A 25,228-nucleotide genomic window follows, 5' to 3' on the forward strand; every position below is an offset into this window, starting at 1 on the left:
TCAAGGCCGGTGTCCATTCATTGCTCTGCTCTTTTGCCTGCGAAGATAGGCCTGCCCGGCTCTCGTTCCCGAAAAACGGGCACTTGACCGGAGAGCGGTCGTATCTCGTACTCTAGGCCCGGACAGGTGGCCCCGACGAGAGGAGCGACATGCCGCGCGACGACGCCGGGCCGGACTTCATCGAGGCCCTCGCCCGCGGGCTCGACGTGCTCAGATGCTTCGGCTCGCATCCCGTGCCGCTGTCCCTCACCGAGATCGCCACCGCGACCGGGCTGGCCAGGCCCACCGCCCGGCGCATCGTCCGCACGCTCGAACATCTCGGGTACGCGCGCACCACGTCCGAGGGCGTCGCGCTCACCCCGCGCGTCCTCGAACTGGGCGTCGCCTACACGCTGTCGACCGGACTGTGGGAGGTGGCGCAGCCGCATTTGCGCGACCTCGTGCGGCAGACCGGGCAGGCCGCCTCCGTCGCCGAACTCGACGGCTCGGACGTCATCTACGTCGCCCGCGTCGAGGTCCCGAAGGTGGTCGCCGTCAACGTCAAGGTGGGCATGCGCCTGCCCGCCGCCAGCACGGCGCTCGGCAAGGTCCTGCTCGCGTCCCTGGACGCGGACGCCCTGCGCACGGCGCTGCGCACGGCCTCGCGCTCCCCGGTACGGCCGCACCGGCCGAGACCGGTCGCCGAGATCGAGGCCGAGCTGCGGGAGGTGCGCGCCCGCGGCTGGGCCACCACGGACGCGGAGGTCGCGCCCGGAATCCGCTCCGTCGCCGCGCCTCTGCGCGACGGGGACGGGCGGACGGTCGCGGCGATCAACGTCACCGCGATCGCGGCCGAGGTCGGCGAGCGCGAGCTCGTCGACGACCTGCTGCCCCTGCTCCTCCAGACGACCGGTGCGATCGGACGGGACTATGAGTTGATCCACGCCGCGCCCCAGCGATCCGTCCGCCGGCCCTGAGCGCGCCGGTACCGAAGAACCGCCCAGAGAGATCGAGGACGACCATGACCCGACACGACGCCCCCGACCCCGCCGAACTGTTCAGCGAGGAGCGGTCGGCCGAGGTCGTCGCGGCGAGCTTCGCCGCGACGCCCGACCCGCGCCTGCGCCTGATCCTCACCTCCCTCGTCCGTCACCTGCACGACTTCGTGAAGGACGTGGAACTCACCGAACGGGAATGGGCGGCGGCGGTCGAGTTCCTCACCGCGACCGGGAAGACGTGCAGCGACACGCGGCAGGAGTTCATCCTGCTCTCCGACGTCCTCGGCGTGTCCATGCTGGTCGAGACCCTCAACAACCGGGCGGACGGCGCACTCACCGAATCCACGGTCGAGGGCCCGTTCCACATGGTCGCCTCCCCTGCCCGGGAACTCGGCGCCGACATCGCCGAGGACGGCAAGGGAGAGCCGTGCCTGGTCACCGGCAGCGTCGCCGGCCCGGACGGACGGCCCGTCCCCGGCGCGACCATCGACGTGTGGCAGGCCAACGACGAGGGCTTCTACGACGTTCAGCAACCCGACGTCCAACCACCGCTGAACCTCCGCGGGTTGTTCACCGCGGACGACGACGGACGGTTCTGGTTCCGCTCGATCGTCCCCCGCTACTACCCGATCCCGCAGGACGGCCCGGTCGGTCGCCTGCTGACGGCGACGTCCCGGCACCCGAACCGGCCCGCGCACATCCACTTCGAGGTGTCCGCCCCCGGATACCGGACCGTGACCACCCACCTGTTCGTCGCCGGCACCCCGTTCATCGACTCCGACGCCGTGTTCGGGGTCAAGCCCAGCCTGGTGCGCGAGTTCCCCACGGTCGACGACCCGGAGCGCGCGGCGCAGGTCGGGCTGCCGAACCCGTTCCGCACGGTGAACTTCGACGTCGTCCTCCGTCCCGACACCATCGAGCGGGAAGCGTGACCATGGTCCAGACCGAGTTCACCTACGACGCGCTCCCGATGCGGGTGCGGTTCGGGTCCGGCGTCGTCGCGTCCCTCCCCGAGGAGATCGCGCGACTGGGCCTGGGCCGTGCCCTCGTGCTCTGTTCGCCCGAGCAGCGCGACACCGGCGAGGCCGTCGCGGACGCGTTGGGCGACCGCTCCGCCGGGGTGCTCGCCGAGGCGCGCATGCACGTCCCGATCGAGGTCGCCGCGCAGGCCCGGGCCCGCGCCGCCGAACTCGGCGCCGACGGGTGTGTCGCCGTCGGCGGCGGATCGGCCATCGGCCTCGGAAAGGCCGTCGCGCTCGAACACGGGCTGCCGGTCGTCGCCGTCCCCACCACCTACGCGGGCTCGGAGATGACCACCGTCTGGGGCCTCACCGAGAACGGGCGCAAACGGACCGGCAAGGACCCGCGGGTGCTCCCGGCCGCCGTCCTGTACGACCCCGACCTCACCCTCGGACTTCCGATCGGCATGTCGGTGACCAGCGGATTCAACGCCGTTGCCCATGCCGTCGAGGCCCTCTACGCGCCCGACCGCTCCCCGGTCGTCTCGCTGATGGCCGAGGAGGGCGTCCGCGCGATGGCCGAGGCCCTCCCGGCCGTGTTCGCCGACGGCGCCGACGTCGACGCCCGCGCGAAGGCGCTGTACGCGTCCTGGCTGTGCGGAGCGACCCTCGGCGCCACGACCATGTCCCTGCACCACAAGCTGTGTCACGCCCTCGGCGGTTCCCTCGACCTCCCGCACGCCGCCACCCACACCGTCGTGCTGCCGCACGCCCTCGCCCACAACCAGCCCGCCGCCCCCGACGCGGTCGAGGCCCTGTCCCGCGCCCTGGACGCCGACGACCCCGCCCGCCGCCTGTGGGACCTCGCCGGCGCGCTGGACGCGCCACGGTCCCTCCGCGAACTCGGCATGTCCGAGAGCGGCATCGAGCCCGTCTGCGACGAGGTCGTGAACGCGCCCTACGCGAACCCCGCGCCCGTGACCCGCGAAGCGGTGAGACGCCTGCTCCGCAGGGCCTGGACCGGCGACCCCCCACGCCCCTGAGGCGCCCACCTCGGGGCTCGCCGGATCAACGCCCGCGCTGGACGAGTTTCAGCAGTTCCACCGCCGCGTACGACAGCGCGGCCACGGCGACGATCCGTGCCCAGGCGGCGGCGTCGAGTGCCGCCGAGTGGAACAGGTCGTTCATGCCCGGGGTGTAGGTGTAGAGGAGTTGGAGGGCGATGAGGCCGAGGGCGCTGGCGGCGATCCAGGGGTTGCGGCGGACGCCCCGCCACAGCAGCGGACGGTCGAGGGACAGGCAGTTGAACAGGTAGGTCGTCAGGGTCAACGCGAACACGTTGACGACGATGGTCTGGGCGAGTTCGGGGGACGCGCCGTGAGCGCGTTCCCAGTGCTGGAGCCCGAACGCCCCGGCGAGCAGGATCGCCGAGACCAGGAGGATCCTGAGGGTCAGCGCGCGGGAGATCAGGGGCAGGGACGGATCTCGGGGCGGGCGGCTCATGATGTGCTCGTCCTTGGGTTCGACGGCGAACGGCAGCCCGAGGACCAGGACGGCGGTCATGTTCAGCCACAGCACCTGGAGCGGCAGGATCGGCAGGTCGGTTCCGGCGACGATCGCGGTGACCAGGACCAGACCGAGCCCGACGTTGGACGGCAGCGCCCACACGATGAACTTGACCAGGTTGTCGAACACGCCGCGGCCTTCCTCTACGGCCTGTTCGATGGAGGCGAAGTCGTCGCCGGTCAGGACCATGTCGGCGGACTCCTTCGCGGCGTCGGTGCCGGTGCGTCCCATGGCGACGCCGATGTCGGCCTGTTTGAGGGCGGGGGCGTCGTTGACACCGTCGCCGGTCATGGCGATGACGTGCCCGTCCTGCTGGAGCGCCCGGACGAGGCGGAGTTTCTGCTCGGGGGAGACGCGGGCGAACACGGCGGTGTCGCGGACGCGTTCCGGTGGGACGTCGGCGGTGAGTTCGGCGCCGGTCATCACGTCGCCGTGGAGTCCGACGCGGGCGCCGATGGCGCGGGCGGTGGCCGCATGGTCACCGGTGATCATTTTGACCTGGATTCCGGCGTCGTGGCAGGTGCGGACGGCCTGGGCCGCCTCGGGCCGGGGCGGGTCCAGCATCGCCTGCAGGCCGAGGAACGTCAGCGGAGGCAGCTCGTCCAGGTCCGGCGCGGTGGTGTGGCCGCGGGCGAAGGCCAGCACGCGCAGCGCCTGCTCCCCGTAGGCCTCGGCGCGGGCGTGGACGGCGTCCACGTCCAGCGGGACCGGGGAGCCGTCGTCGCCCGCCGCGTCGTCGCAGAGCTGGAGGAGCCGTTCGACCGGGCCCTTGACGTAGACGGTGCCGTCGTCGTGGAGGGTGGCCATGTAGCGGCGCTCGGAGCTGAACGGCAGCGTGGCGACCCGGGCCGGCGCGTCGTCCAGGCCCGCCTTGCCGGCGCTGGCGAGCAGGGCGCCCTCGGTCGGATCACCGGTGATCGTCCACGTTCCGTCCTTCTGGACGAGCCGCGCGTCGTTGCAGCCCACCCCGCAGAGGAGGGTCTCGCGGAGGACGGGATGGCCGGCGAGGTCGACCGGTTCCCCGTCCCGCCGGATCTCACCGGTGGGCGCGTAGCCGGTGCCGGTGACGGTGTAGTCGCGCCCGGCGGCGGTGATGTGGGTGACGGTCATCTGGTTGCGGGTGAGGGTGCCGGTCTTGTCGGTGCAGATGACGGTGGTGCTGCCGAGGGTCTCCACGGCGGGCAGGTGCCGGACGATCGCGCCGCGCCGCACCATCCTGGCCACCCCGAGCGCGAGGGTGATGGTCACGATGGCGGGCAGGCCCTCGGGGATCGCGCCGACCGCGAGCGCGACCGCCGCGGTGAGCATCTCGGTCGCGCCCCGGCCGCGCAGCATGCCGATGCCGAAGGTCAGCGCCGCCAGGGCCAGGATCGCCACCGTGACGATCTTGCTGAACTGGGTGATCTTGCGGGTGAGGGGGGTCTGCACGGCGGCGGTGGTGTGCATGAGGCGGTGGATGCCGCCCAGTTCGGTGTCCGCCCCGGTGGCGACCACCAGGCCCGCGGCGCGTCCGGCGGTGACCAGGGTGCCGGAGAACACCATCGCGGTGCGGTCGGCGAGCGCGACCTCGGGCAGCGGCGCCGGGTCCTTGGCGACCGGCACCGACTCGCCGGTGAGCGCCGACTCGTCCACGGCCAGCTCGTCGGTGCGCAGCAGTCGCAGGTCGGCGGGCACCTTGTCGCCCGCGTCCAGCTCCACCAGGTCGCCGCGCACCAGATCGGCCGCCGCCACCCGCCGCGACGCGCCGTCCCGCACCACCGTCGCCGTCGTCCGCGACAGGGCCGCGAGCGCGCCCAGCGCCTTCTCCGCACGGGACTCCTGGACGAACCCGACCACGGCGTTCACCAGCACCACACCGCCGATCACCGCCGCGTCGACATGCTCGCCGAGCAGCGCGGTGACCGCCGCCGAGACCAGCAGCACGTAGATCAGCGGGCTGTTGAACTGCAGCAGGAACCGCGTCACCGGGCCGCGGCCACGGGCGGCGGGCAGCGTGTTCGGCCCGTCCCGCCCCAGCCGTTCCGCCGCTTCGCTCGACGCCAGCCCGCTGGACGCGTCCGTGCCGAGGTCGCGCACGACGTCCTCGGCGGGCCGGCGGTAGGGAGCGAGCACCGTCGTCATCGCCACACCTCCTGGAGCTCCACTCTGCGGGCGGGGGGCCTTCGACCGACAGGGCCGAAGGTCCCCCGGATCGACGAACCCATGCCACCGGACGGACCGGCCACGGGGCCGGGAACACGGCTCCCGTGTCAGGGCGGTTCGCTTGCTAATGTCGGCAATTGCCGATTTAGTCACCGGCGTTCATGTCACGTCAGCCGGTTCCGATGACGGCGTGATGACGTGACGCCGGGGTCGGCGAAGGGGGATCGGGCACCGTGAGCGCACCGCTGTACCAGCTGAAAGCGGAGTTCTTCAAGACGCTGGGACATCCGGCTCGGATCCGGGTGTTGGAGCTGCTGAGCGAACGCGACCACGCGGTGTCCGAGATGCTCCCCGAGGTGGGCATCGAGCCGGCGCATCTGTCGCAGCAGTTGGCGGTGCTGCGCCGGGCGGGGCTCGTGGTCTCCCGCAAGGAGGGCTCCTCGGTGATCTACTCGCTGACGAGTCCGCGCGTGGCGGAGTTGCTGGGCGTCGCGCGGGCGATCCTGACCGGGGTGCTGTCGGGGCAGGCCGAGTTGCTCGACGATCTGCGGGCGGCGGGTGCCGCCGAGGGCCCCAAACGCTCCTGACTCCGCTGATCCGGTCAGGGTTTGCCCGCCGAGTTGTAGTGAGTTGCTAACGTTGGCAATTGCGCAGGACGGTAGCCTTCCTGCGGGTTGGTGCCGTATCGCGTATCTCACATTGAGGACCACGGTGAAAGAGCTGCTGCGCAAGATCCGTAAGACCGGACGGGTGGCCGAGCCGCCGCCGGCGCGTCCCGCGGGCGTGACCCCGGACCGCGCGCGGGAGTTCGGCGGTTCGGTGCAGATCCGGCATGTGGACGCGGGCTCCTGCAACGGGTGCGAGGTGGAGATCGCCTCGACGTTCGGCCCGGTGTACGACGCCGAGCGCTACGGGGCGCGGCTGGTCGCCTCGCCGCGGCACGCCGACGCGCTGCTGGTGACCGGGCCCGTGACCCGGAACATGCGGATGGCGCTGCGCCGCACCCACGAGGCCGTGCCCGACCCGAAGGTCGTGGTGGCGGTCGGGGACTGCGCCCGCAACTGCGGGGTGTTCGCCGAGGCGTACGGCGTGGTCGGCGCCGTCGGTGATGTGGTGCCGGTGGACGTCGAGGTCCCCGGGTGCCCGCCCGAACCGGACGCGATCGTCGCGGCCCTGCGGGGGCTCACCGGCCGATGAGCCTGACGGGCGCCGCCTTCTCGGCGGCATTGGCATCGAGCCTGCTCGCCGTGACGGCCGCGACGACGCTGCCGCGCCGAGCCCGCCGTGTCGGGGCGGGACTCGGAACCGGCGCCGCGGGCTTGCTGGCGGTGGTCGCGGGCGGCGCGGCCCTGGCCGGTCGCTCCTGGGACGCGTGGCTGCCGGACCTGCTGCCCCTGGCCGGTGTCCGGCTGGCGATCGATCCGCTGGGCGGCCTGTTCCTCGCCGTCACGGGTGCGGTCGCGGTGTGCGCGGCGGTGTACGGGGTGGGCTACGCCCGTCCCGGCTCCGACGGCACCGGCCTGGACTCCCGGGTCACCCAGGCGATGGTGCCGCTGTTCGTGGCGGCCATGGTGCTGGTGACGGCGGCGGCCAGCGTCAGCACGTTCCTCGTGGCGTGGGAGCTGATGGCGCTGACCTCGCTGCTGCTGGTCGTGGCCGAACACCGGCGGCGGACGGCGGTCGTCGAGGCGGGCCTGTGGTACACGGTGATGACGCACCTGGGTCTGGTGGTCATCCTGGCCGGTCTCGTCGGGTTCGCCGCGGCGGCGGACGGCGAGACCTTCGCGCAGTTGCGGGCGGCGTCCGACGAGGGCATGTCGCCGGCGGTGCGCGGCGCGGTGTTCGTCGCGACCTTCGTCGGCTTCGCGTCCAAGGCGGGCATGGTTCCGCTGCACGTGTGGCTGCCGCGCGCCCACCCCGAGGCGCCGAGCCACGTGTCGGCGCTGATGAGCGCGGCCATGGTCAACCTGGGCGTCTACGGTATCCTGCGGGTCGGGTTCGACCTGCTGGGCGGCGGGCCGGTGTGGTGGTGGCTGCTGGTGCTCGCGACGGGCGCGGTGTCGGCGCTGTACGGGATCCTCCAGGCCGCGGTGGCCACCGACCTGAAACGGCTGCTGGCGTACTCGACCTGCGAGAACCTGGGGCTGGTGCTGGTGGGCGTCGGCGCCTGCGGGATCTTCGCCGCCTCGGACGCCCGTCCGCTCGCGGCGCTGGCGATGACCGCCGCGCTGCTGCACGTCGTCAACCACGCGGGTTTCAAGACGCTGCTGTTCCTGTCGGCGGGGTCGGTGGTGCACGCCACCGGCACCCGCGACCTGGACGCCCTCGGCGGTCTGCGCTCGCCGATGCCGGCGACCACCGCGCTGTTCGGCGTCGGGGCGCTGATGGCGTCGGCGCTGCCGCTCGGCAACGGGTTCGTGAGCGAGTGGCTGCTGGTGCAGAGCCTGATCCACGCGCTGCCCGCGGGCGGGACCGTCTCGGCGGTCACGATGCCGCTGGCGGTGGCGGTGGTGGCGCTGTCGGCGGGCCTGGCGATCGCCACGTTCGTCAAGGCCTTCGGCGTGGGCTTCCTGGCCAGACCGCGCACGCGCGCGGCCGAGCGGGCGCACGAGAGCCCCGCGACGATGGTGGTCGGGATGGGCGCGGCGGCCGTGTGCTGCGTCGCCCTCGCGCTGGCGCCGGGCTGGGCGGCGTCGGGCCTGTCGCGCGCCGTCGCCGTGGCGGTTCCCGGCCCCGAAGCGGTGTCCGCGTCGGTGACGTTGCAGCCCGCGGGGCTGCCGAGCACCGTGTCCCCGCTCGTCGTCGCGGGGGCGCTGCTGGTCGCGATGGTCGCCTCGGTCGCGGTGCTGCGCGCCGCCGCGCCCGCGGCCCGCCGGGCCCGAGCGAGACGCCGGGCGCGGCTGTGGGACTGCGGCGTCGGGCCGATGTCGGCCCGGACGGAGTACACGGCGACCTCGTTCGCCGAGCCGTTGCAGCGGGTGTTCGACGACGTCCTGGCCCCCGAGACCGACCTGGACGTCACCCCGGTCACCGAGTCCTCGTACCTGGTGGACAGCGTGACCTACCGGGCCCGGGTGGGCGACCGGATCGAGCACCGCCTGTACCGGCCGGTGCTGGCGGCGATGGCGTGGACCGGACGCGCCGCCCGGCCGCTGGCCAACGGCAGCGTCCACCGCTACGTCGGATACGGCTTCTACGCCTTCACCGGTGTGCTGGTCGCGCTGGCGGTGCTGCGATGAGCGGTGTCGCGATGAGCGGGATCACGGTGAGCGGTGCGGGCGCGGCCGGGGCGGTCGCGCAGGTGGTGCTGGTGGGAGCCGGAGCGCCGCTGCTGGTCGGGCTGATGCGGCAGGTGCGGGCCCGGATGGAGGGACGTGCCGGCGCCGGCGTCCTGCAACCCTGGCGGGACCTGCGCAAGCTCGCCCGCAAGGAGCCGATCACCCCGGACGGCACCGGGCCGGTCTTCCGGATCGCGCCGTTGCTGCTGGCGGGCACCGCACTGGTGATCGCCGCCGTGATCCCGATCGCCACCACGGCGTCCCCGCTGGACGGCGCCGCCGACCTGTTCGCCGTCACCGCCCTGCTGGCGCTCGGCACGGTCGCGCTCGCGCTGGCCGGGCTGGACACCGGCACCGCCTTCGGCGGGATGGGCGCCAGCCGCGAGATGACGGTGATGGCGCTGGTGGAACCCACGATCCTGGTGTCGATCTTCGCGTTGTCGGTGCCGGTCGGGTCCACCAACCTCGGTGCGATCGTCACCTCGACGCTGCACGAGCCGCAGCGCGTGGCGTCCCCGGTGAGCGTGCTCGCCGCGGTCGCGCTGATGGTCGTGGCCATCGCCGAGACCGGGCGGATTCCGGTGGACAACCCGTCCACGCACCTGGAACTGACGATGATCCACGAGGCGATGGTGCTGGAGTACTCCGGTCCGGACCTGGCGCTCGTGGAATGGGCGTCGGCGATGCGGCTGACGATCCTGCTCGGCCTGGTCGCCAACCTGTTCGCGCCCTGGGGCATCGCCGGGGCGTCGGTCGCGATGCTGCCCGTCGCGCTGGCGGCGTTCGCGGCCAAGGTCGCGCTGCTCGGCGGCGCGCTGGCCGCCGGTGAGGTGTTCATGGCCAAGCTGCGGATGTTCCGGGTGCCGGAGCTGCTGGCCGGTTCGTTCGTGCTGGCGCTGCTGGCCGTGGCCGCGTCCTACTTCCTGGTGAGCCCGTGAACCACACCCTCTACCTCCGACTTCTGGACCTCGCCTGCGGCGCCTTCCTGCTCACCGGGGTGCTCGTGCTGTGGCGGCGTGACCTGGCCGCGATCGTCCGGCTGTTCGCCCTGCAGGGCGTGGCGCTCGGCTGTCTGGTCGCCGTGCTCGGCGTCGAGGAGGGCGACCCGGAGGTGGTCGGCCTGGCGGTGGGGATCGGGCTGTTGCGGGCGGTCGCGCTGCCCTGGATGCTGCGGCGCGCGATGACGGCGGGCGGCGCGGCGCGCGAGACCGACCCGCGGGTGAACGTGGCCGCCTCGCTGGTGATCGCCGCGCTGCTGGCGCTGCTGTCCTTCGCGGTGACGCGTCCGGTGGTGGCCCTGGACCCGGCGCCGGCCGTGCGGGCGGTGCCGGTCGCGCTGACCGTGGTGCTGGTCGGGTTCTTCGTCCTGGTGACCAGGCGGCACGCCCTGTCGCAGGTCGTCGGGTTCCTGCTGGTGGACAACGGCATCACGGCGATCGCGTTCCTGACCACCACGGGGGTCCCGCTCATCGTCGAGCTGGGGGTCTCCCTGGACGTGTTGCTGGCCGTGCTGGTGCTGCAGGTGCTGACCGCCCGGATGCGGGCCGCGTTCGGCGACACCGACCTGGACGATCTGCGGGAGTTGCGCGACTGATGACCCTTCTGCTGATCGCCCCGATCGGAGCACCGGCACTCGCGGCCGGTGCCTACGCCGCGTTCGGCTGGCGGCGCGCCACCGCGTGGCTGGCCACGGCCGCGGCCGCCGCGCTGCTGGCCGCCGCGATCGCGCTGGCCGTCGTCGCCGTGGACGCGCCGCGCACCGGTGTCGGCGGGCTGCTCCGCGCGGACTCCCTCAGCGCGTTCATGCTGATCGTGATCGGCGCGGTCGCGGTGCCGGCGATGCTCGCGAGCCCCGGCTACCTGGCCGCGGAGCGGTCCGCCGGTCGCGCCACCGCCCCCGACATGCGCCGCTACGGCGTCCTCACCCAGGGGTTCGTCGCCGTGATGGCGCTGGCGGTGCTGGCCGCGAGCCTCGGTGTCCTGTGGGTCGCGATCGAGGGCACCACGATCCTCACCGCGTTCCTGGTCGGGCACCGCCGCACCCGCAACGCCGTCGAGGCCGCCTGGAAGTACGTGGTGATCTGCTCGACCGGTATCGCGCTGGCGCTTCTCGGCATCGTGCTGCTGCACTTCGCGGCGCGGCACGCGAACGTCCCGTCCTCGGGGTCGCTGGACTGGACACGGCTCACCGCCCACGCCGCCCAGCTGGACCCGGACGTCACCCGCATCGCCGTCGCCCTGCTGATCCTCGGCTTCGGCGCCAAGGCGGGCCTCGCCCCGCTGCACGCCTGGCTGCCCGACGCGCACAGCCAGGCCCCCGCCCCGGTGTCGGCGCTCATGTCCGGCGTCCTGCTGTCGGTCGCGTTCTACGCCGTGCTGCGGGTGAAGGTGATCGCCGACATCGCGCTCGGCATCGGGCCCGCCCGGACGCTGCTGCTGACCGCCGGGCTGGCCTCGCTCGCGATCGCCGCCGCGCTGCTGCTGGCCCAGCGCGACTACAAGCGGATGCTCGCCTACTCCAGCATCGAGCACATGGGTCTGCTCGCGCTCGGCGCCGCGATCGGGTCACGGCTGGCCGTCACGGCCGTGCTGCTGCACGTCCTCGGGCACGGTCTGGCGAAGTCGGTCGCGTTCCTGGCGTCCGGGCACATCCACCAGGCCGTCGGCGCCGGCCGGATCGACGCCGTGCGCGGCTTCGCCGGGCGCGCGCCGCTGGTCGCCGCCGCGTTCGGCGCGGCCGTGCTCGCGCTGCTCGGGTTCCCGCCGTTCGGCCCGTTCGCCAGCGAGCTGGGCGTCTTCCGCGCCGGGTTCGCCGAAGGGCTCGGCTGGGCCGTCGGGGCCGCGCTGATCCTGCTGCTCGTCATCACGGCGTCCCTCGCCGCCCGGACCGGTCGGATGCTGCTCGGCGGCCCGCAGGACGGGCCCGGCGCGGCGGCCCTTCCCGTCCGGCGGCCCCGCGCGGACGCGGCGGCGCTCGTCCTCGGGCTGCTGGGCTGCGCCGCGATCGGCATCGGCCTCGGCCCGCTGCGCACCCTCCTGGACCACGCGGCCACCGTCCTCGGAGCGCACTGATGAGCTCACCCGACGATCGCCCCGACCGGACGGCCATCGAGGTCGACACCGAGGGCCTGCCCGGACGCGCTGCGACCCTCCTGGACGAGGGCGCCCGGCTTGCCCTGGTAGCGGCGCACCAGGACCCCGACGCCCTGCGCGTGGTGTACCTGTTCACCCGCCCCGGGCCCGACCGGCGCACGGAACTGCACGTCCGGCTCGACCAGGGCGATCCCGTGCTGCCCAGCCTGGCCGGGCTCAGCTTCCCGGCGGGCCGGTTCGAGCGGGAGATGCACGACCTGTACGGCATCGTCCCGCAGGGGCATCCGCTGCCGCGCCGCCTCGTCCGGCACCACCACTGGCCGCGCGGCTGGTATCCGATGCGCGACGACGCCGGACCGCCACCGGAATTCGGTGACCCGGAGGGGCCCTATCCGTTCGTCCAGGTCGAGGGTCCGGGCGTCTACGAGATCCCGGTCGGGCCCGTGCACGCCGGGCTCATCGAACCCGGCCACTTCCGCTTCTCCGTCGTCGGGGAGAGCATCCTCAAGCTCAAGGCCCGCCTGTGGTTCGTGCACAAGGGCATCGAGAAGCTCTTTCAGGGACGGCTTCCCGCCGACGCCGTGCCGCTCGCCGAGCGCGTCAGCGGCGACACCACCGTCGGCCACACCCTCGCCTTCTGCCTGGCCGTCGAGGACGCCGCCGGCGTGCGGGTCGGACCCGGCACGCAACGCAACCGCGCGATGCTGCTGGAACTCGAACGGCTCTACAACCACGTCACCGACCTGGGCGCGCTGTGCAACGACGTCGGCCACTCGATCCTGAACGCCCAGTTCGGCCGTGTCCGCGAGCAACTGCTCCGCCTCAACGCGGCGGTCACCGGGCACCGGCTGCTGCGCGGCGGCGTCCGGCTCGGCGGCGCCGTGCTGCGCGTGATCCCCGACCCCGCGCTGATGCGGTCGATCGAGGCCGACATCGCCGAGCTGGTCGAACTGGCCCTCGGCCATACCGTGGTCGCCGACCGTTTCACCGGGACCGCCCCGCTCAGCGCGCAGGCCGCCCGCGACCTGGGCGCGCTCGGCTATGTCGCCCGTGCCAGCGGCCTCGACATCGACGCCCGCCGCGACCACCCCTGCACGGACCTGCGTCCCGCGCTGACCGTCCCGACCGCCGACTCCGGTGACGTGCTGGCGCGCTTCCAGATCCGGGCCCGCGAGATCGCGGCCTCGATCGCGATCATCACCGATCTGGCCCAGGGGGCGACCCCGGGCTCGACCACCTACTGGCCACCGCTCGACCACGCCACGGGCGGCGGCGGGCCGGACGGCCGGGCCTCCGGTGTCGGCATCGTCGAGGGCTGGCGCGGCACCATCGTCCACCGGGTGGAACTCGCTCCCGACGGCACCCTCACCCGCACCAAGATCGTCGACCCCTCGTTCTTCAACTGGCCCGCCCTGCCCATCGCGCTGACCGGCGCGATCGTCCCCGACTTCCCCCTGGTGAACAAGAGCTTCAACCTCTCCTACGCCGGCAACGACCTCTAGCCGCCCACGCCCCGGCGGGATCGCCGCCGGGGACGAGGACGTCGGTGTGGAGTTCGCTCACGGCCTGGCCCCGGGCGCCAGCCAGGAGTCGAGCGTGTAGTCCTTCTTGATGAGCGTCTGCTGGACGAGGAACGCCTTGGTCCCTTCGAGCAGTTTCAGACCCTCCGCGGGGAAGGGCTCGTCGGGCAACTGGTCCTGCAACGTCGTCTTGATGGTGATGTCGGGGGCATAGCCGCCCGTCCTGGCCACGAAGGCGGTGTAGGCCGGCCAGTTGGCCTTGGCGACCTGCACGGACTTCGTCTCGGCCCGCTGCCATACCTTGACGATGTCCTTGTGGCCGGCCAGGTACTTCTCCGTGACGACCGTGGCGGACGTGCCGAGGAGGTCCGGGTGGTCCCGGGACGCGACGTCGATCGACCGGTGCCCCTTCTTCTCCACCGCCACCTGGTCGGCCGAGACCAGCCCGCCCGCGTCGATCGAGTTCTTCTCCAGCGCCGCGATGATCGCCGGCGTGTACATGTGGATGATCTCCTTCGGCTTCACCCCCGCCTGTTCCAGCGCGCCGAGCAGGTAGCGGTGGATGTACGAGCCGGTCTGGACGCCGATCCGCTTGCCCTCCAGGTCCCTGAGGGACGCCGGACCGCCGTTCTTCTTGGCGACGATCGCGGCGTCCAGGCGGATGGAATTGAGCGAGAGCAGCCGGGTCGGCAGGCCCCGGCCGCGTCCGATGAGCGCCGGGGTGTCCCCGTACACGCCGATGTCGAGGGAGCCGCCGGCGAGGGCCTGGTTCAGGTCGGGGCCGTTCGGGAACGTCGCGACCTTGATCTTGCTGATGCCGGCGGCCTTCAGCTCCGGCAGCAGCTCGCCGCGCTCGTGGAGGAACCCGACGGCGCGGTTCAGCTTGTTGCCGACACCCGAGCCGATCACTCCGATGCGGAGCGTCCCGGAGCCGGAGTCGGCCGCGGAGGAACCGCATGCCGTCGCGGCGAGGAAGATCAAGCCGGCGGCCAGCACTCGGGGCAGTTTCACGGTGATGCCTTTCACAGGGTCGTCTCAGGAGGTCAGGGGTCTGTTCGAGCGGTCGAGGGACGGGCCGACCGCGAGCTTGGCGCCGGGGGTGCGGCCCCGGCCCCAACCGATCTGCCTGCGGTAGCTGCCGAGCGTCCCGGCGGCGACGAGTTCCGCCTCGTCGGGGGGCTCGGGCAGCGGGTGCGAGCGCGGGTCGACGAACAGGGCGTCGACCGGGCAGTAGGCCTCGCACATGAAGCAGGTCTGGCAGTCGCTCTGCCGGGCGATGACCGGAATGCCGTCCGGGCCGCGGTCGAAGACGTTCGTCGGGCAGACGTCGATGCACTTGTCGCAGGCGATGCAGCGCTCCCGGGAGACGATCTCGATCACGACGCCACCGCCGGCGCGGGGGTCTCCGGGCGCGTCCAGATGTCGTCGAGACCGCCGGTGATGAGCCGGTGGTGCTGGGCCGGGTCCTTGTCGGGCCGGTCCTGGCGCTTGTGCATGCCGCGCGTCTCGGTGCGGGCGAGCGCGGCGTTGTACATCCAGCGGGCGTGCGCGGTCATCGCGGCGGCCGACCGCGCCCGGACGATCTCGGCGCCGTCCGCGCGGAGGGCGCCGCGCAGTTCGTGCCACGTCCGGTCGAGGACGTCGAGCGCCGGGGTGAGACGGTCGCCGTGCCGGAGCAGGTTCTTGTCGTAGGGCAGCACCTCGGCCTGGACGGCGGCGACGACATCGGCGTGGTCGACCCGTCCGCGGGAGTGTCCGGACGGCCGCAGGCCCGCCTCGCCGAGCGCCCGCACGTCCCGCGCCCTGGCTCGTCCGCCCAGGCCGGTCGCGTAACGCGCGGCGCCCTGCCCCGCCCACGTGCCCGACGACATCGCCCAGGCCGCGTTGTGGCTGCCGCCGCCGGTGAAGCCGCCGCAGATCAGCTCGCGGGTGGCGGCGTCGCCCGCCGCGTACAGGCCGGGCACCGAGGTGGCGCAGTCGGGGCCGGTGATCCGGATGCCGCCGGTGCCGCGGACGGTCCCCTCGGCGAGCAGCGTGACGGGGAACAGGTCGGTGAACGGGTCGATGCCCTGCCGGTCGAACGGGAGGAAGAAGTTGGCCTGCGCGAGGCGCATCGCCCGCTGCTCCTCGGGCGTGGCCCGGTCGATGCGGCACAGCACGGGCTCGCTCAGCAGCGTCCGGGCGATCACCGACCGGCCCCGCTGGCTGCCCGCGCCCTCCAGGACGGTCCCGTCCGCGTGGTAGAAGGTGGCGAACATGTAGAACGCCGTCTTGGTCACGGAGGTGAAGGCCGGCGCGATCGCGTACGCGTTGGAGAACTCCATGCCGGACATCTCCGCGCCCGCCTCCGCCGCGAACAGCGCACCGTCCCCGGTGTTGACGTCGCAGCCCAGGGCCCTGCTGAGGAACGCGCACCCGCCGGTCGCAAGCACGACCGCGCCCGCCCGGACCCGGAACGGCCGGTCGTCGCGAAGACGGTAGCCGGCGGCTCCGGCGACGGCGCCGGAGCCGTCCGCGAGCAGTTCGGTGACCGGGCTGTGGTCGAGGATCCGCACGCCCGACCGGCGCACCCGCACCCGCATCCGCCGCATGTACTCCGGCCCCTGCAGGCCGCGCCGGATCTGCCGTCCGTGCTCGTCCTCCGGGAACGGGTACTTGGAGATCTCGGCCAGCTCGTTCATGTTCGCGTACGTCTGGTCGAGGACACGGGCCATCCACTCCCGGTCGGCGAGGTGGCCGCCGAGGCCCTCACGGCTGGCCATGGCCGCCTCCCGGGCGTCCGGGTCCGGCTCGACGTACCAGACCCCGGTGCCCGCCGACGCGGTCGCGCCGCTCGTCCCGAGATATCCCTTGTCGGCGAGGACGACGTCCGCGCCGGCCTCCGCGGCCTTGATCGCGGCCCACGCCCCGGCGGGCCCGCCGCCCACGACGAGCACATCGGCGGTCAGTTCGGTCGCATCGGCGGTCGGCTCGGTCATGATGCCTCCTTGACTGTCGTCGCGACGGGCCGCACTCCGAGCCCGTCGAGCAGGTCGCGCCGCAGCGCGATGAACCGCGGGTCGTCCAGCGACCGCGGCCTGGGAAGGTCGACGTGGTACTCCCGCTCGATCCGGCCGTCCGCCAGCAGCAGCGCGCGGTCGGCGAGCAGGAGCGCCTCCTCGACGTCATGGGTGACCAGCAGCACCGCCGGACGGTGCTCGGCCCACAGGTCTGCGACGAGCGCCTGCGCGTTGAGCCTGGTGAGCGCGTCCAGCGCCCCGAACGGTTCGTCCAGCAGCAGAAGATCGGGCGTCCGGACCAGCGCCCGGGCCAGCGCGACGCGCTGCGACTCCCCGCCGGACAGGGTGAGCGGCCACGCGTCGGCGCGGGCCGTCAACCCGACCTCGGCCAGCGCCGCCTCGGCCCGCTTGCGCAGGTCACGCCCTTGCAGGCCGAGGACGACGTTGTCCCAGACCCGGCTCCAGGGGAGCAGGCGGTGCTCCTGGTAGACGACGGCGCGCTTGGCGGGGACGTCGATCTCCCCGCTGCCGTCGCCGTCCAGCCCGGCCAGGGCGCGCAGCAGCGTGCTCTTCCCGGACCCGCTCGCGCCGAGCAGCGCGACGAACTCGCCGGGCGCGATGTCCAGATCGACGCCGTCCAGGACGGCACGCGCGCCGAACACCCGCCGCAGCCCGCGGACGCGCACTTCCCCCGCGGTCATCGCGCCACCAGCCCCCTCCGCCACGCCAGGGCGCGCCGCTCGATCAGCCGCACCAGCAGGTCCGTCGAGACGCCCAGCAGCGCGTACACCACGAGCACCAGGAAGACCGTGTCCATCTGCAGGAACTGGGTGGCCTGGTTGATGACGAAACCGATGCCGGTGGCCGTCGCCGACTGCTCCACGACGACGAGCGTCAGCCACGCGACACCGAGCGACATCCGCAACCCGACGAGGATCTGCGGGAGCGCCCCGGGCAGGATGACCTTCCGGACCAGCCCCAGCCGGCCGAGCCCGCAGGTACGAGCGGACTCCACCAGCCGCTCGTCCACTCCCCGGATCCCGTGGAACACGTTGATGTAGAGCGGGAACACGACACCGACCGCGATGAGGCCGACCTTGGACGTCTCGCCGATCCCGAACCAGATGATGAACAGCGGGACCAGCGCGAGGTGCGGCAGCATCCGGACCGCCTGGACGGGCGCGTCGATGATGTCCTCGCTGATCCGGAACAGCCCGGAGAGCAGCCCCAGAACCAGGCCCGTCGGCAGCCCGATCGCCAGCCCCTTCAGAACCCGCACCAGGGAGACCCCGAGGTTCTCGAACAGCGCCCCCGACGACACCATCTCCCAGCCGCGCACGGCGACGTCGCTGAGCGGCGGAGTCGTGCTCCCCAGCCAGCCCGCGTGCGCGCCGACCTCCCAGAACACGAGGACGGCGACGAGCCCGCTGACCTTGCGCGCCCGGCGCAACGCCGACAGGAACACGGCCCCGGACCGGGCGGCGCGCGCCGGGGACGCCGCCTCGGGAATCGCCGAGCGCGGTGGATCGAGCAGGTCAGTGGACACGTTGGCACCTCCGAACAGAGGAAGGACGGCAGGAGTCGAGATCCGCGGACTGCGGTGAGGGGGAGAGGGCCGATCAGCGGCCGAGAGATGCGAAAGAGCGGTTCAACAGGACGCGCTGCACACGCGAAGGAGGTCGACGTGGCGCCTCGCCACCAAGATCTCCGCTGCGTTCATGCCTCAAGCATGCACACGGCATCCGCCCCTGTGAACCCCCAAAGAAGCCCGCTCCACCTGCGAAGACGTCCACACCGAAGAGGTTTCCCTATAAAACCTACCGTTTTACCAGGGAATATGCCCGAAACGACCCCCGAGCCCGACCACCGCCACGGTTACGCAGATCACACCAACCGGAAACCCCAGGACAAACAGCCCGTAACCCCACCTCCACGGACGGTTCCACACCACCACCCTCGCGACGGCGGGCCCTGATGCCGGCAGGCGTCCCCCCGACGCAAGGCGCGCACGATCCCGACCTGCCGGGCCGACGGATCCGCATCACCACCGAACAGACCAGCCCCGAACAGATCCGATCGTCCTGGACGGCTTCGTCCACGCATACGCGCGCGGGGCCCTGGCACGCCATCGGTGAGCATGTCGTGGAGGTGCGCTGTGCATGGGCGCGTCGCGGGGATGCGCCCTCGCCGGGCGCTCTGCGGCTGGGTGTCTGTAACGATCAGTCGCTCGCTGTGACGATCGAGGAGACGCGCCCTGGGCGGGCGGTCTGCGGCTGGGCACGCGGCGTTGATTGGGCACGCGGCGTTGATTGGGTGCGCGGCGTTGGTTGGGTGTGTGGCGTTGGTTGGGTGTGTGGCGTTGGTTGGGTGTGTGGCGTTGGTTGGGTGTGCGGTGTCGGTTGGGTGTGCGGTGTCGGTTGGGTGCGTGGCGTTGGTTGGGTGTGCGGCGTTGGTTGGGTGCGTCGTGGGTGGGGGCGCTGTGGAGGGGCGTGGGGGCGTGTCGTCCCGGGCGGGTTCACGCCGTACCGCTGGGCTGGCCTTCCGGTGTCTTGGTCAGGATTCCGGAGCCGTCATCAGGCCCGTTGCCCTGGTGCAGATCCTGCGGCTGTCGACTGCTTTGGGTGAAGGAGACCGGAGCGGTTTTAATGGGCGAGAATGCGGTCATCGCGCAGTCGGGCTCGGCCGTCAATTGCGCGCGCAAGGCTTCTTGGCCGTGCGTAATGTGTGGTGGGCGATACTGGGATTGAACCAGTGGCCTCTACCGTGTCAAGGTAGCGCTCTCCCACTGAGCTAATCGCCCTTAGAGGTGGAGACGGGATTTGAACCCGTGTACACGGCTTTGCAGGCCGTTGCCTCGCCTCTCGGCCACTCCACCAGAGCGAGACCTGATCGAGGGCCTCTCAGAGCGGACGACGGGATTCGAACCCGCGACCCTCACCTTGGCAAGGTGATGCTCTACCAACTGAGCCACGTCCGCCTGCGCGGGCCGGGAAGGCCCGCATGGACAACTCTAGCGGAATCCGTGTGTGCTTGCGTACTGAGACTCGGAGAGTTCGGCGTGCAGCGAGTTCCAGAACGTGAGCTCGGAGTCCTCCTCGAGGTGGGCGATACGGCCCCAGAACTCGCGGTCCTCGGCCTCGTGGGCGGCCGCGAGGGAGAGGGCGGGCATGACGGTGGTGCCGGCGTCCGCGGAGTCGAGGTCGGCGGGGGTGAGGTCGGCCGGGAGGGTGACGGGAACGGCCGGACGGTGGTGCTTGCCGCGCTTGCGCACCCGGATGGGCGAGGCGGCGGGCGCCTTGGCCGCGGCCACCCTGCCGGCGGCGAGGGCGACGGTGCCGCAGAGAACGAAGGCGAGGATGCCGCCGAGAACGACCTCCTGGGTGGGGAGCCCCTCGGGGGCGACGCTGGGCGGCTGCTGTTCGTGGGTGGTGGTGGGGGAGTTGGTGGCGGGGGCGCCGACCTTGTCGACGGTGGGGGCCGGGGCGGCGTGCTTGGGGGTGTACTTGGCCGCGACCTTGACCTTGGAGGGGTAGCCGAAGCCGACGACGGAGTCCATGTCGCGGGTCTTGCGCATGAGCTTGTAGCCGTCGGCGTTGCCCTCGATCGTGTGCAGGGTCTTGCCGTCGACCTTCTCGACGATGCCGACGTGGTCGATCTGGTCGATGTCGTCGGAGCCGTTCCAGTCGTAGAAGACGATGGCGCCCGGCTCGGGCTCCTTGCCCCACGCGTCGTTCTTCTTGAACCACTTGGCGTGGTCGACGGTGGCGGCGAACTGGCCCGTCTGCTCGGTGACGTCCGCCTTGTCGGCGGCCCAGGCGAGGAACATGTCGCACCAGGGTGCGGTCGAGAAATACTCGTCGTGGTCGCCGTCGATGTTCTTGCGGTACCACTCGCCGAACTTGGTGTAACCGTCGCTCTTCTCGGTGTAGCCGAGTTCCTTCTTGGCGATGTCGAGCAGTTTCTTACCGATCGGGTCCATATCGCTCCCTGCCGCCTCGCTCGTTCGGGCAGGGTGGCGCCCGACCGGGGAATCGGAACGCGCCCAATGTCACGTTCCGATCTCGACGGAATGTAGCGAAGGTAAACCGCGAGCGGCAACCCGTTCCGCAGAACCGGCCAAATCGGGCTACTAGAAGTAGCCCCGAGGGAGGACGGTGACGGGGCACGGCGCGGCCCGCAGGACCTTGAGGGCGACCTCGCCGAGGAAGACCCGGTGTGCGGCGGCGTCCTCGCTGGACGCGCAGACGAGGATCTCGCCGTCCTGCCAGTCCACGTCGTCGAGGGCGTCGGCCACGTCGTCGCCCTCGGCGAGGTCGGCGGACACGTCCTCGGGCGGCAGGTCGGCCGAGTCCAGGGCGAGGCGGATGGCGAGGGCGAGGTCGTCGCGGAGCTGTTCGGTCCCGGCGGCGTCGCCGATCGCGAGGGTGACGAGGCGGAGCGGGATCTCCAGCCGTTCGGAGGCCTGGGCGGCGCGGATGACCGCGTCGTCGCACTGGGGCCGCCGGACGTACATGACCGTGATCCGGGTCAGGTCGTCCGACGGCGTGTGGCCGGACGGGGCGAGCATGACGGCCTCGGTGGCCGAGTGCAGCAGATGGTCGGCGGCGGCGCCGATGCCGATACGGCCCCGGGCGCCGCCCTCCGGGGAGCCGACGACGATCAGGTCGGCGCCGATCCGGCTGGCGAGGACGGTGAGCCCGCGGCCGACGCTGCGTCCCTCCTGGACGTGCAGGTCGGCGGGCCGGTCGTCGAGCAGTTCGGACGCCTGTTCCAGCAGCGTGCGGGCCTCGCCCGCGGCGGCGGGCAGGCTCGGCGGGTGGACGGTCGCGACGCTCAACCGGCCGCCGGTCAACGCGGCGATGGACGCCGCCAGGTGCAGGGCCTCCCGTCCGCCCGCGTCGTTGACGTAGCCGGCGAGGACGTGTTCCCCGATCATGAGACCCAGCATTCCCCGAAGGACACCGATCAGACCAGGGGTGGCCCGTGGACCCCGCGTGGACGGCCGCGCCGGCGGTCAGGAATAGGGCCCGGGGCCGCGCGGTTCGGTAGGGTGATTGAACGTTCTACTACTTGGAGGCCGGCATGCAGTTCGGGATCTTCACGGTCGGTGACGTCACACCCGACCCGACCACCGGGCGCGTCCCGTCCGAGGCCGAGCGGATCAAGGCCATGGTGGCGATCGCCGCCAAGGCCGAGGAGGTGGGTCTGGACGTCTTCGCCACCGGCGAGCACCACAACCCGCCGTTCGTGCCGTCCTCCCCGACGACCATGCTCGGGTACGTCGCCGCCCGCACCGAGCGGCTGATCCTCTCCACCGCGACCACGCTGATCACCACCAACGACCCGGTGAAGATCGCCGAGGACTTCGCGATGCTCCAGCACCTGGCGGACGGCCGGGTGGACCTGATGATGGGCCGCGGCAACACCGCCCCGGTCTACCCCTGGTTCGGCAAGGACATCCGCGACGGCATCGACCTCGCCATCGAGAACTACCACCTGCTGCACCGGCTCTGGCGGGAGGACGTCGTCGACTGGGAGGGGCGGTTCCGCACGCCGTTGCAGTCGTTCACCTCGACCCCGCGCCCGCTGGACGGCGTGCCGCCGTTCGTCTGGCACGGCTCGATCCGCAGCCCGGAGATCGCCGAGCAGGCCGCCTACTACGGCGACGGGTTCTTCGCCAACCACATCTTCTGGCCGAAGGAGCACTTCCAGAAGCTCATCGGCCTCTACCGGCGGCGCTACGAGCACTACGGGCACGGGTCCGCCGACCAGGCGATCGTCGGCCTCGGCGGGCAGGTGTTCATGCGGAAGAACTCCCAGGACGCCGTCCGCGAGTTCCGGCCCTACTTCGACAACGCCCCGGTGTACGGGCACGGCCCGTCGCTGGAGGAGTTCACGGCCGAGACCCCGCTGACGGTGGGCAGCCCGCAGCAGGTCATCGAGAAGACCCTGTCGTTCCGCGACCACTTCGGCGACTACCAGCGGCAGCTCTTCCTGATGGACCACGCGGGACTTCCGCTGAAGACCGTCCTGGAGCAGATCGACCTGCTGGGGGAGGAGGTCGTGCCGGTGCTGCGCAGGGAGTTCGAGGCGCTGCGCCCGGCGCACGTGCCCGCGACCGCGCCCACCCACGCCTCGCGACTCACCGAGGAGGTCCGATGACCACGCTCGCCGTCATCTCCGCCGGGCTCGGACGGCCGTCGTCCACCCGGCTCCTCGCCGACCGGCTCGCCGCGGCGACCGTCGCGGCGCTGCGGCGGGACGTCTCCGTCGAGACGATCGAGCTGCGCGACCACGCGCACGCGATGGTCGACGCCGCCCTCACCGGCTTCCCGTCCGGGACGTTCCGCGCCGCGGTCGAGACGGTGACGAACGCCGACGGCCTGATCGCCGTGACGCCCGTCTTCAACGCCTCCTACAGCGGCCTGTGCAAGACGTTCTTCGACGTCGTCGAGCGGGACGCCCTGGACGGCACGCCGGTACTGCTCGGCGCGACCGGCGGCACCGAACGGCACTCCCTGGCCATCGACTACGCCATGCGCCCGCTGCTGGCCTACCTGCGGGCCGCCGTCGTCCCGACCGGCGTGTACGCGGCGTCCACCGACTGGGGCGGGGAGGGCGGGCTCGCCGACCGCGTCGACCGCGCCGCCGCCGAGCTGGCCGCGCTGATGGAGGCCCGTCCCGCGCCGGCGAAGGCCGACCCGTACGACGAGCCCGTCCCGTTCGAGAAGCTCCTGGCCCAGGGCGCCGGCCAATAGCTTAAGGTTTGGCTTATATAAGCGAATCCTGTAGCTTGGGGTCGTGCACGCGTTCGATGTGTTGGGTGATCCGGTGCGGCGCAGAATCCTGGAGCTGCTCGCCGACGGCGAGCGGTCCTCCGGCGAGGTGTCCACGGTCATCCGGGAGGAGTTCGGGATCTCGCAGCCCGCGGTGTCGCAGCATCTGAAGGTGCTGCGCGACAGCGGGTTCGCGGTCGTGCGGGCGGAGGGGACGCGGCGGCTCTACTCCGTCGAGCCCGGTCCGCTGCGGGAGATCGACGCCTGGCTCGGCCGGTTCCGCCGGTACTGGACGCCGCATCTGGACGCCCTGGCGACGGAGATCGCGCGCGGCAGGCGCGCCCGTCGCCGCGCCGAGAGCGACTCAGGGAGCGAACAATGATCGAAGTGACGGGGCAGATCAACGCGGTCCGGCGGCGGGTCGGTGAACGGGTCCTGGAGGCCGGCACCGCCCGGACCCTCACGGTGAGCCAGACCTACGACACCGACGTCGAGGACCTGTGGGACGCCGTGACCAACGCCGACCGCATCGCCCGTTGGTTCCTGCCCGTCTCCGGGGAACTGCGCCTCGGCGGCAGGTACGAGCTGGAGGGCAACGCCAGCGGGACGATCGAGCACTGTGACCCGCCCAAGGGCTTCTCCGCGACCTGGGAGTACGGCGGCCAGACCAGCTGGATCGAGGTCCGGCTGACGCCCGAGGACGGCGGCCGGGCCCGCTTCGAACTGGAGCACATCGCCCACGTCGACGACCACTGGGAGCAGTTCGGTCCCGGCGCGGTCGGCATCGGCTGGGACATGGGCCTGCTCGGTCTCGCCCTGCACGTGTCGTCCGGTATGGACGCCCCCGCGGATCTCGGCAAGGAGTGGTCCGCCACTGAGGAGGCCAAGGAGTTCATGCGCCAGAGCGGCGAGGGCTGGTTCAGGGCGCATGTCGCCACCGGCGACGACGAGGCCATGTGCCGCGCCGCCGCCGACCGGACCATCGCCGCCTACACCGGGGACACGCCTTCACAGGACGGCGGCCACTGACCCAGGCCACTCACGCGGGTCACTGACGCGGGGCACTCACGCGGGGCACTCACGCGGGGCACTCACGCGGGGCACTCAGGCAGGACGCGAGCTGCTGACGGTCGCTGACCAGAATTCGCCCGAAATTGGCAGGGACGGACAAGAGCGGGCCTCCATCCGGCAACGCCTGCCATGGCGTGCCCGGACCGACGCTCGTACGCTGCGTCCAACGCTCACCGAGTGGTTGAACGCTCATCGGGTGAGGGCGGGGGAGTCAGCGCACCAACCTGCAAGGAGCCCTCCGTGATCATCAAACGAGTCGCGTTGTCGGCCCTGCTCGTCATGTCCGCCGGTGGCACCTCCGTCGCGGCCGCCGCGACGCTCCCGGCCCCGGACGGCGCCGCTCCCGGCGCCGCCTTCACGGTGACGAGCAGCGCCTTCCGGAACGGTGGCACGATCCCGACCGTCCACGAGTGCACGAGCAGCGGTGACAACGACCCGCGCAAGAAGAACGAGTCGCCGCCGCTGGAGTGGTCCGGCGCGCCGGACGGTGCGCTGAGCTACGCGATCATCATGCGGGACGTCGACAACCGGAACCTGCTGCACTGGATCATCTACGACATCGAGCCGGCGGTCACCGCACTGCCGCAGAAAGTCGAGCACGTGTACCAGCCCTCGGTGCCCAAGGGCTCCCGGCAGATCTACTACCGCGGGAGCGCCTCCCTGTGGGGTTACCAGGGCCCCTGTTCACCGAGGTCGGTGAACACCTACACGTTCACCGTCTACGCGCTCGACCGGGCGACCCTGACGGAACTGAACGAGAACTCCACGATCCAGACCGCGGCCAACTCCATCACCAGGGCGTCGCTGGGCTCGGCGACGATCTCCGGGGAGTCGTAGACCGCGCCGA

24 protein-coding genes and 3 tRNA genes are annotated in these 25,228 nt (G+C 72.1%); 15 read left to right on the plus strand and 12 right to left on the minus strand.

Annotated features, from left to right (window positions below):
* The first annotated feature begins 149 nt into the window (after positions 1 to 149).
* Genes BZB76_RS18030 through BZB76_RS18040 form a run of 3 tightly spaced genes read left to right on the plus strand, consistent with a single transcriptional unit; the run spans position 150 to position 2,979 of the window.
* Entirely contained in the window at positions 150 to 956 is an 807-nt protein-coding gene (locus BZB76_RS18030; RefSeq protein ID WP_121435586.1) for an IclR family transcriptional regulator domain-containing protein, read from the plus strand.
* A gap of 44 nt (positions 957 to 1,000) precedes the next feature.
* Positions 1,001 to 1,909 carry an intradiol ring-cleavage dioxygenase gene (locus tag BZB76_RS18035; RefSeq protein WP_121435587.1) on the plus strand — a complete coding sequence of 303 codons (909 nt, stop codon included), beginning with the start codon at positions 1,001 to 1,003 and terminating at the stop codon, positions 1,907 to 1,909.
* Between the two features lie 2 nt (positions 1,910 to 1,911).
* On the plus strand, positions 1,912 to 2,979 hold the full coding sequence (locus tag BZB76_RS18040) for a maleylacetate reductase (protein WP_121435588.1): 1,068 nt from the start codon (positions 1,912 to 1,914) through the stop codon (positions 2,977 to 2,979).
* A gap of 25 nt (positions 2,980 to 3,004) precedes the next feature.
* Here the strand turns inward: BZB76_RS18040 and BZB76_RS18045 are convergent, their stop codons facing one another.
* Positions 3,005 to 5,623 (minus strand): cation-translocating P-type ATPase, encoded by a 2,619-nt coding sequence (locus BZB76_RS18045; RefSeq protein ID WP_121435589.1) that lies wholly within the window; start codon positions 5,621 to 5,623, stop codon positions 3,005 to 3,007.
* A 254-nt stretch (positions 5,624 to 5,877) separates the two neighbouring features.
* Here BZB76_RS18045 and BZB76_RS18050 point away from each other — a divergent pair, with 254 nt between their 5' ends.
* From BZB76_RS18050 to BZB76_RS18080, 7 genes are all read left to right on the plus strand, one after another.
* On the plus strand, positions 5,878 to 6,231 hold the full coding sequence (locus BZB76_RS18050; RefSeq protein ID WP_121435590.1) for an ArsR/SmtB family transcription factor: 354 nt from the start codon (positions 5,878 to 5,880) through the stop codon (positions 6,229 to 6,231).
* Between the two features lie 124 nt (positions 6,232 to 6,355).
* The gene (locus BZB76_RS18055) at positions 6,356 to 6,841 is read left to right on the plus strand and encodes an NADH-quinone oxidoreductase subunit B family protein (RefSeq protein ID WP_121435591.1); all 486 of its coding nucleotides are present in this window, start codon (positions 6,356 to 6,358) and stop codon (positions 6,839 to 6,841) included.
* Complete coding sequence (locus BZB76_RS18060) at positions 6,838 to 8,883, plus strand: proton-conducting transporter transmembrane domain-containing protein (protein WP_121435592.1); 2,046 nt, start codon at positions 6,838 to 6,840, stop codon at positions 8,881 to 8,883. Before BZB76_RS18055 ends, BZB76_RS18060 begins: the two co-directional genes overlap by 4 nt.
* Entirely contained in the window at positions 8,880 to 9,860 is a 981-nt protein-coding gene (locus BZB76_RS18065) for a respiratory chain complex I subunit 1 family protein (protein WP_246007033.1), read from the plus strand. The genes BZB76_RS18060 and BZB76_RS18065 overlap by 4 nt, the downstream gene beginning before the upstream one ends.
* Positions 9,857 to 10,516 (plus strand): hypothetical protein, encoded by a 660-nt coding sequence (locus BZB76_RS18070; RefSeq protein WP_121435594.1) that lies wholly within the window; start codon positions 9,857 to 9,859, stop codon positions 10,514 to 10,516. The genes BZB76_RS18065 and BZB76_RS18070 overlap by 4 nt, the downstream gene beginning before the upstream one ends.
* Positions 10,516 to 11,994: a proton-conducting transporter transmembrane domain-containing protein gene (locus BZB76_RS18075; RefSeq protein ID WP_121435595.1), complete on the plus strand. Its 1,479-nt coding sequence runs from the start codon at positions 10,516 to 10,518 to the stop codon at positions 11,992 to 11,994. The genes BZB76_RS18070 and BZB76_RS18075 overlap by 1 nt, the downstream gene beginning before the upstream one ends.
* Entirely contained in the window at positions 11,994 to 13,517 is a 1,524-nt protein-coding gene (locus BZB76_RS18080) for a hydrogenase large subunit (protein WP_121435596.1), read from the plus strand. The genes BZB76_RS18075 and BZB76_RS18080 overlap by 1 nt, the downstream gene beginning before the upstream one ends.
* A gap of 57 nt (positions 13,518 to 13,574) precedes the next feature.
* Here the strand turns inward: BZB76_RS18080 and BZB76_RS18085 are convergent, their stop codons facing one another.
* The 11 genes from BZB76_RS18085 to BZB76_RS18130 form a co-directional block, all read right to left on the minus strand.
* Positions 13,575 to 14,546: an ABC transporter substrate-binding protein gene (locus tag BZB76_RS18085; protein ID WP_170180671.1), complete on the minus strand. Its 972-nt coding sequence runs from the start codon at positions 14,544 to 14,546 to the stop codon at positions 13,575 to 13,577.
* 24 nt (positions 14,547 to 14,570) lie between these two features.
* The gene (locus BZB76_RS18090; protein WP_121435598.1) at positions 14,571 to 14,915 is read right to left on the minus strand and encodes a 4Fe-4S dicluster domain-containing protein; all 345 of its coding nucleotides are present in this window, start codon (positions 14,913 to 14,915) and stop codon (positions 14,571 to 14,573) included.
* A complete protein-coding gene (locus BZB76_RS18095; protein ID WP_121435599.1) occupies positions 14,912 to 16,513 on the minus strand; it encodes an FAD-dependent oxidoreductase in 1,602 nt (533 codons plus the stop codon). Before BZB76_RS18095 ends, BZB76_RS18090 begins: the two co-directional genes overlap by 4 nt.
* Complete coding sequence (locus BZB76_RS18100) at positions 16,510 to 17,235, minus strand: ABC transporter ATP-binding protein (RefSeq protein ID WP_121435600.1); 726 nt, start codon at positions 17,233 to 17,235, stop codon at positions 16,510 to 16,512. Before BZB76_RS18100 ends, BZB76_RS18095 begins: the two co-directional genes overlap by 4 nt.
* Complete coding sequence (locus BZB76_RS18105) at positions 17,232 to 18,080, minus strand: ABC transporter permease (protein ID WP_246007034.1); 849 nt, start codon at positions 18,078 to 18,080, stop codon at positions 17,232 to 17,234. Before BZB76_RS18105 ends, BZB76_RS18100 begins: the two co-directional genes overlap by 4 nt.
* 969 nt (positions 18,081 to 19,049) lie before the next feature.
* On the minus strand, positions 19,050 to 19,235 hold the full coding sequence (locus tag BZB76_RS34245) for a hypothetical protein (RefSeq protein WP_147449462.1): 186 nt from the start codon (positions 19,233 to 19,235) through the stop codon (positions 19,050 to 19,052).
* A gap of 24 nt (positions 19,236 to 19,259) precedes the next feature.
* Positions 19,260 to 19,334, minus strand: a tRNA-Val gene (locus BZB76_RS18110).
* A 4-nt stretch (positions 19,335 to 19,338) separates the two neighbouring features.
* A tRNA-Cys gene (locus BZB76_RS18115) sits at positions 19,339 to 19,409 on the minus strand.
* A gap of 29 nt (positions 19,410 to 19,438) precedes the next feature.
* Positions 19,439 to 19,511 (minus strand) — tRNA-Gly (locus tag BZB76_RS18120).
* A 33-nt stretch (positions 19,512 to 19,544) separates the two neighbouring features.
* Positions 19,545 to 20,513: a CHAP domain-containing protein gene (locus tag BZB76_RS18125; RefSeq protein WP_121435601.1), complete on the minus strand. Its 969-nt coding sequence runs from the start codon at positions 20,511 to 20,513 to the stop codon at positions 19,545 to 19,547.
* A 150-nt stretch (positions 20,514 to 20,663) separates the two neighbouring features.
* A complete protein-coding gene (locus tag BZB76_RS18130; RefSeq protein WP_121436178.1) occupies positions 20,664 to 21,470 on the minus strand; it encodes a universal stress protein in 807 nt (268 codons plus the stop codon).
* A 146-nt stretch (positions 21,471 to 21,616) separates the two neighbouring features.
* On the opposite strand from BZB76_RS18130, the gene BZB76_RS18135 reads away from it, so the two are divergent.
* The 5 genes from BZB76_RS18135 (at position 21,617) to BZB76_RS18155 (ending at position 25,218) form a co-directional block, all read left to right on the plus strand.
* Positions 21,617 to 22,696: an LLM class flavin-dependent oxidoreductase gene (locus tag BZB76_RS18135; protein ID WP_121435602.1), complete on the plus strand. Its 1,080-nt coding sequence runs from the start codon at positions 21,617 to 21,619 to the stop codon at positions 22,694 to 22,696.
* Positions 22,693 to 23,292, plus strand: coding sequence for an FMN reductase (locus tag BZB76_RS18140; RefSeq protein ID WP_121435603.1), 600 nt, complete (start codon positions 22,693 to 22,695; stop codon positions 23,290 to 23,292). The genes BZB76_RS18135 and BZB76_RS18140 overlap by 4 nt, the downstream gene beginning before the upstream one ends.
* A gap of 43 nt (positions 23,293 to 23,335) precedes the next feature.
* Positions 23,336 to 23,692 carry an ArsR/SmtB family transcription factor gene (locus tag BZB76_RS18145; RefSeq protein ID WP_121435604.1) on the plus strand — a complete coding sequence of 119 codons (357 nt, stop codon included), beginning with the start codon at positions 23,336 to 23,338 and terminating at the stop codon, positions 23,690 to 23,692.
* On the plus strand, positions 23,689 to 24,339 hold the full coding sequence (locus BZB76_RS18150; protein WP_121435605.1) for an SRPBCC family protein: 651 nt from the start codon (positions 23,689 to 23,691) through the stop codon (positions 24,337 to 24,339). Before BZB76_RS18145 ends, BZB76_RS18150 begins: the two co-directional genes overlap by 4 nt.
* A gap of 282 nt (positions 24,340 to 24,621) precedes the next feature.
* Complete coding sequence (locus BZB76_RS18155; RefSeq protein WP_211343059.1) at positions 24,622 to 25,218, plus strand: YbhB/YbcL family Raf kinase inhibitor-like protein; 597 nt, start codon at positions 24,622 to 24,624, stop codon at positions 25,216 to 25,218.
* The last annotated feature ends 10 nt before the right edge of the window (positions 25,219 to 25,228 follow it).

The organism is Actinomadura pelletieri DSM 43383, assembly GCF_003634705.1.
GTDB lineage: Bacteria > Actinomycetota > Actinomycetes > Streptosporangiales > Streptosporangiaceae > Spirillospora > Spirillospora pelletieri.

What these genes read in the sequence shown, in the direction of transcription:
- BZB76_RS18045 (WP_121435589.1), bottom strand. Translation starts at nt 5,623, where the DNA reads ATGACGACGGTGCTCGCTCCCTACCGCCGGCCCGCCGAGGACGTCGTG.
- BZB76_RS18100 (WP_121435600.1), bottom strand. Translation starts at nt 17,235, where the DNA reads ATGACCGCGGGGGAAGTGCGCGTCCGCGGGCTGCGGCGGGTGTTCGGC.
- BZB76_RS18080 (WP_121435596.1), top strand. Translation starts at nt 11,994, where the DNA reads ATGAGCTCACCCGACGATCGCCCCGACCGGACGGCCATCGAGGTCGAC.
- BZB76_RS18095 (WP_121435599.1), bottom strand. Translation starts at nt 16,513, where the DNA reads ATGACCGAGCCGACCGCCGATGCGACCGAACTGACCGCCGATGTGCTC.
- BZB76_RS18065 (WP_246007033.1), top strand. Translation starts at nt 8,880, where the DNA reads ATGAGCGGTGTCGCGATGAGCGGGATCACGGTGAGCGGTGCGGGCGCG.
- BZB76_RS18125 (WP_121435601.1), bottom strand. Translation starts at nt 20,513, where the DNA reads ATGGACCCGATCGGTAAGAAACTGCTCGACATCGCCAAGAAGGAACTC.
- BZB76_RS18075 (WP_121435595.1), top strand. Translation starts at nt 10,516, where the DNA reads ATGACCCTTCTGCTGATCGCCCCGATCGGAGCACCGGCACTCGCGGCC.
- BZB76_RS18140 (WP_121435603.1), top strand. Translation starts at nt 22,693, where the DNA reads ATGACCACGCTCGCCGTCATCTCCGCCGGGCTCGGACGGCCGTCGTCC.
- BZB76_RS18150 (WP_121435605.1), top strand. Translation starts at nt 23,689, where the DNA reads ATGATCGAAGTGACGGGGCAGATCAACGCGGTCCGGCGGCGGGTCGGT.
- BZB76_RS18035 (WP_121435587.1), top strand. Translation starts at nt 1,001, where the DNA reads ATGACCCGACACGACGCCCCCGACCCCGCCGAACTGTTCAGCGAGGAG.
- BZB76_RS18060 (WP_121435592.1), top strand. Translation starts at nt 6,838, where the DNA reads ATGAGCCTGACGGGCGCCGCCTTCTCGGCGGCATTGGCATCGAGCCTG.
- BZB76_RS18135 (WP_121435602.1), top strand. Translation starts at nt 21,617, where the DNA reads ATGCAGTTCGGGATCTTCACGGTCGGTGACGTCACACCCGACCCGACC.
- BZB76_RS18040 (WP_121435588.1), top strand. Translation starts at nt 1,912, where the DNA reads ATGGTCCAGACCGAGTTCACCTACGACGCGCTCCCGATGCGGGTGCGG.
- BZB76_RS18130 (WP_121436178.1), bottom strand. Translation starts at nt 21,470, where the DNA reads ATGATCGGGGAACACGTCCTCGCCGGCTACGTCAACGACGCGGGCGGA.
- BZB76_RS18030 (WP_121435586.1), top strand. Translation starts at nt 150, where the DNA reads ATGCCGCGCGACGACGCCGGGCCGGACTTCATCGAGGCCCTCGCCCGC.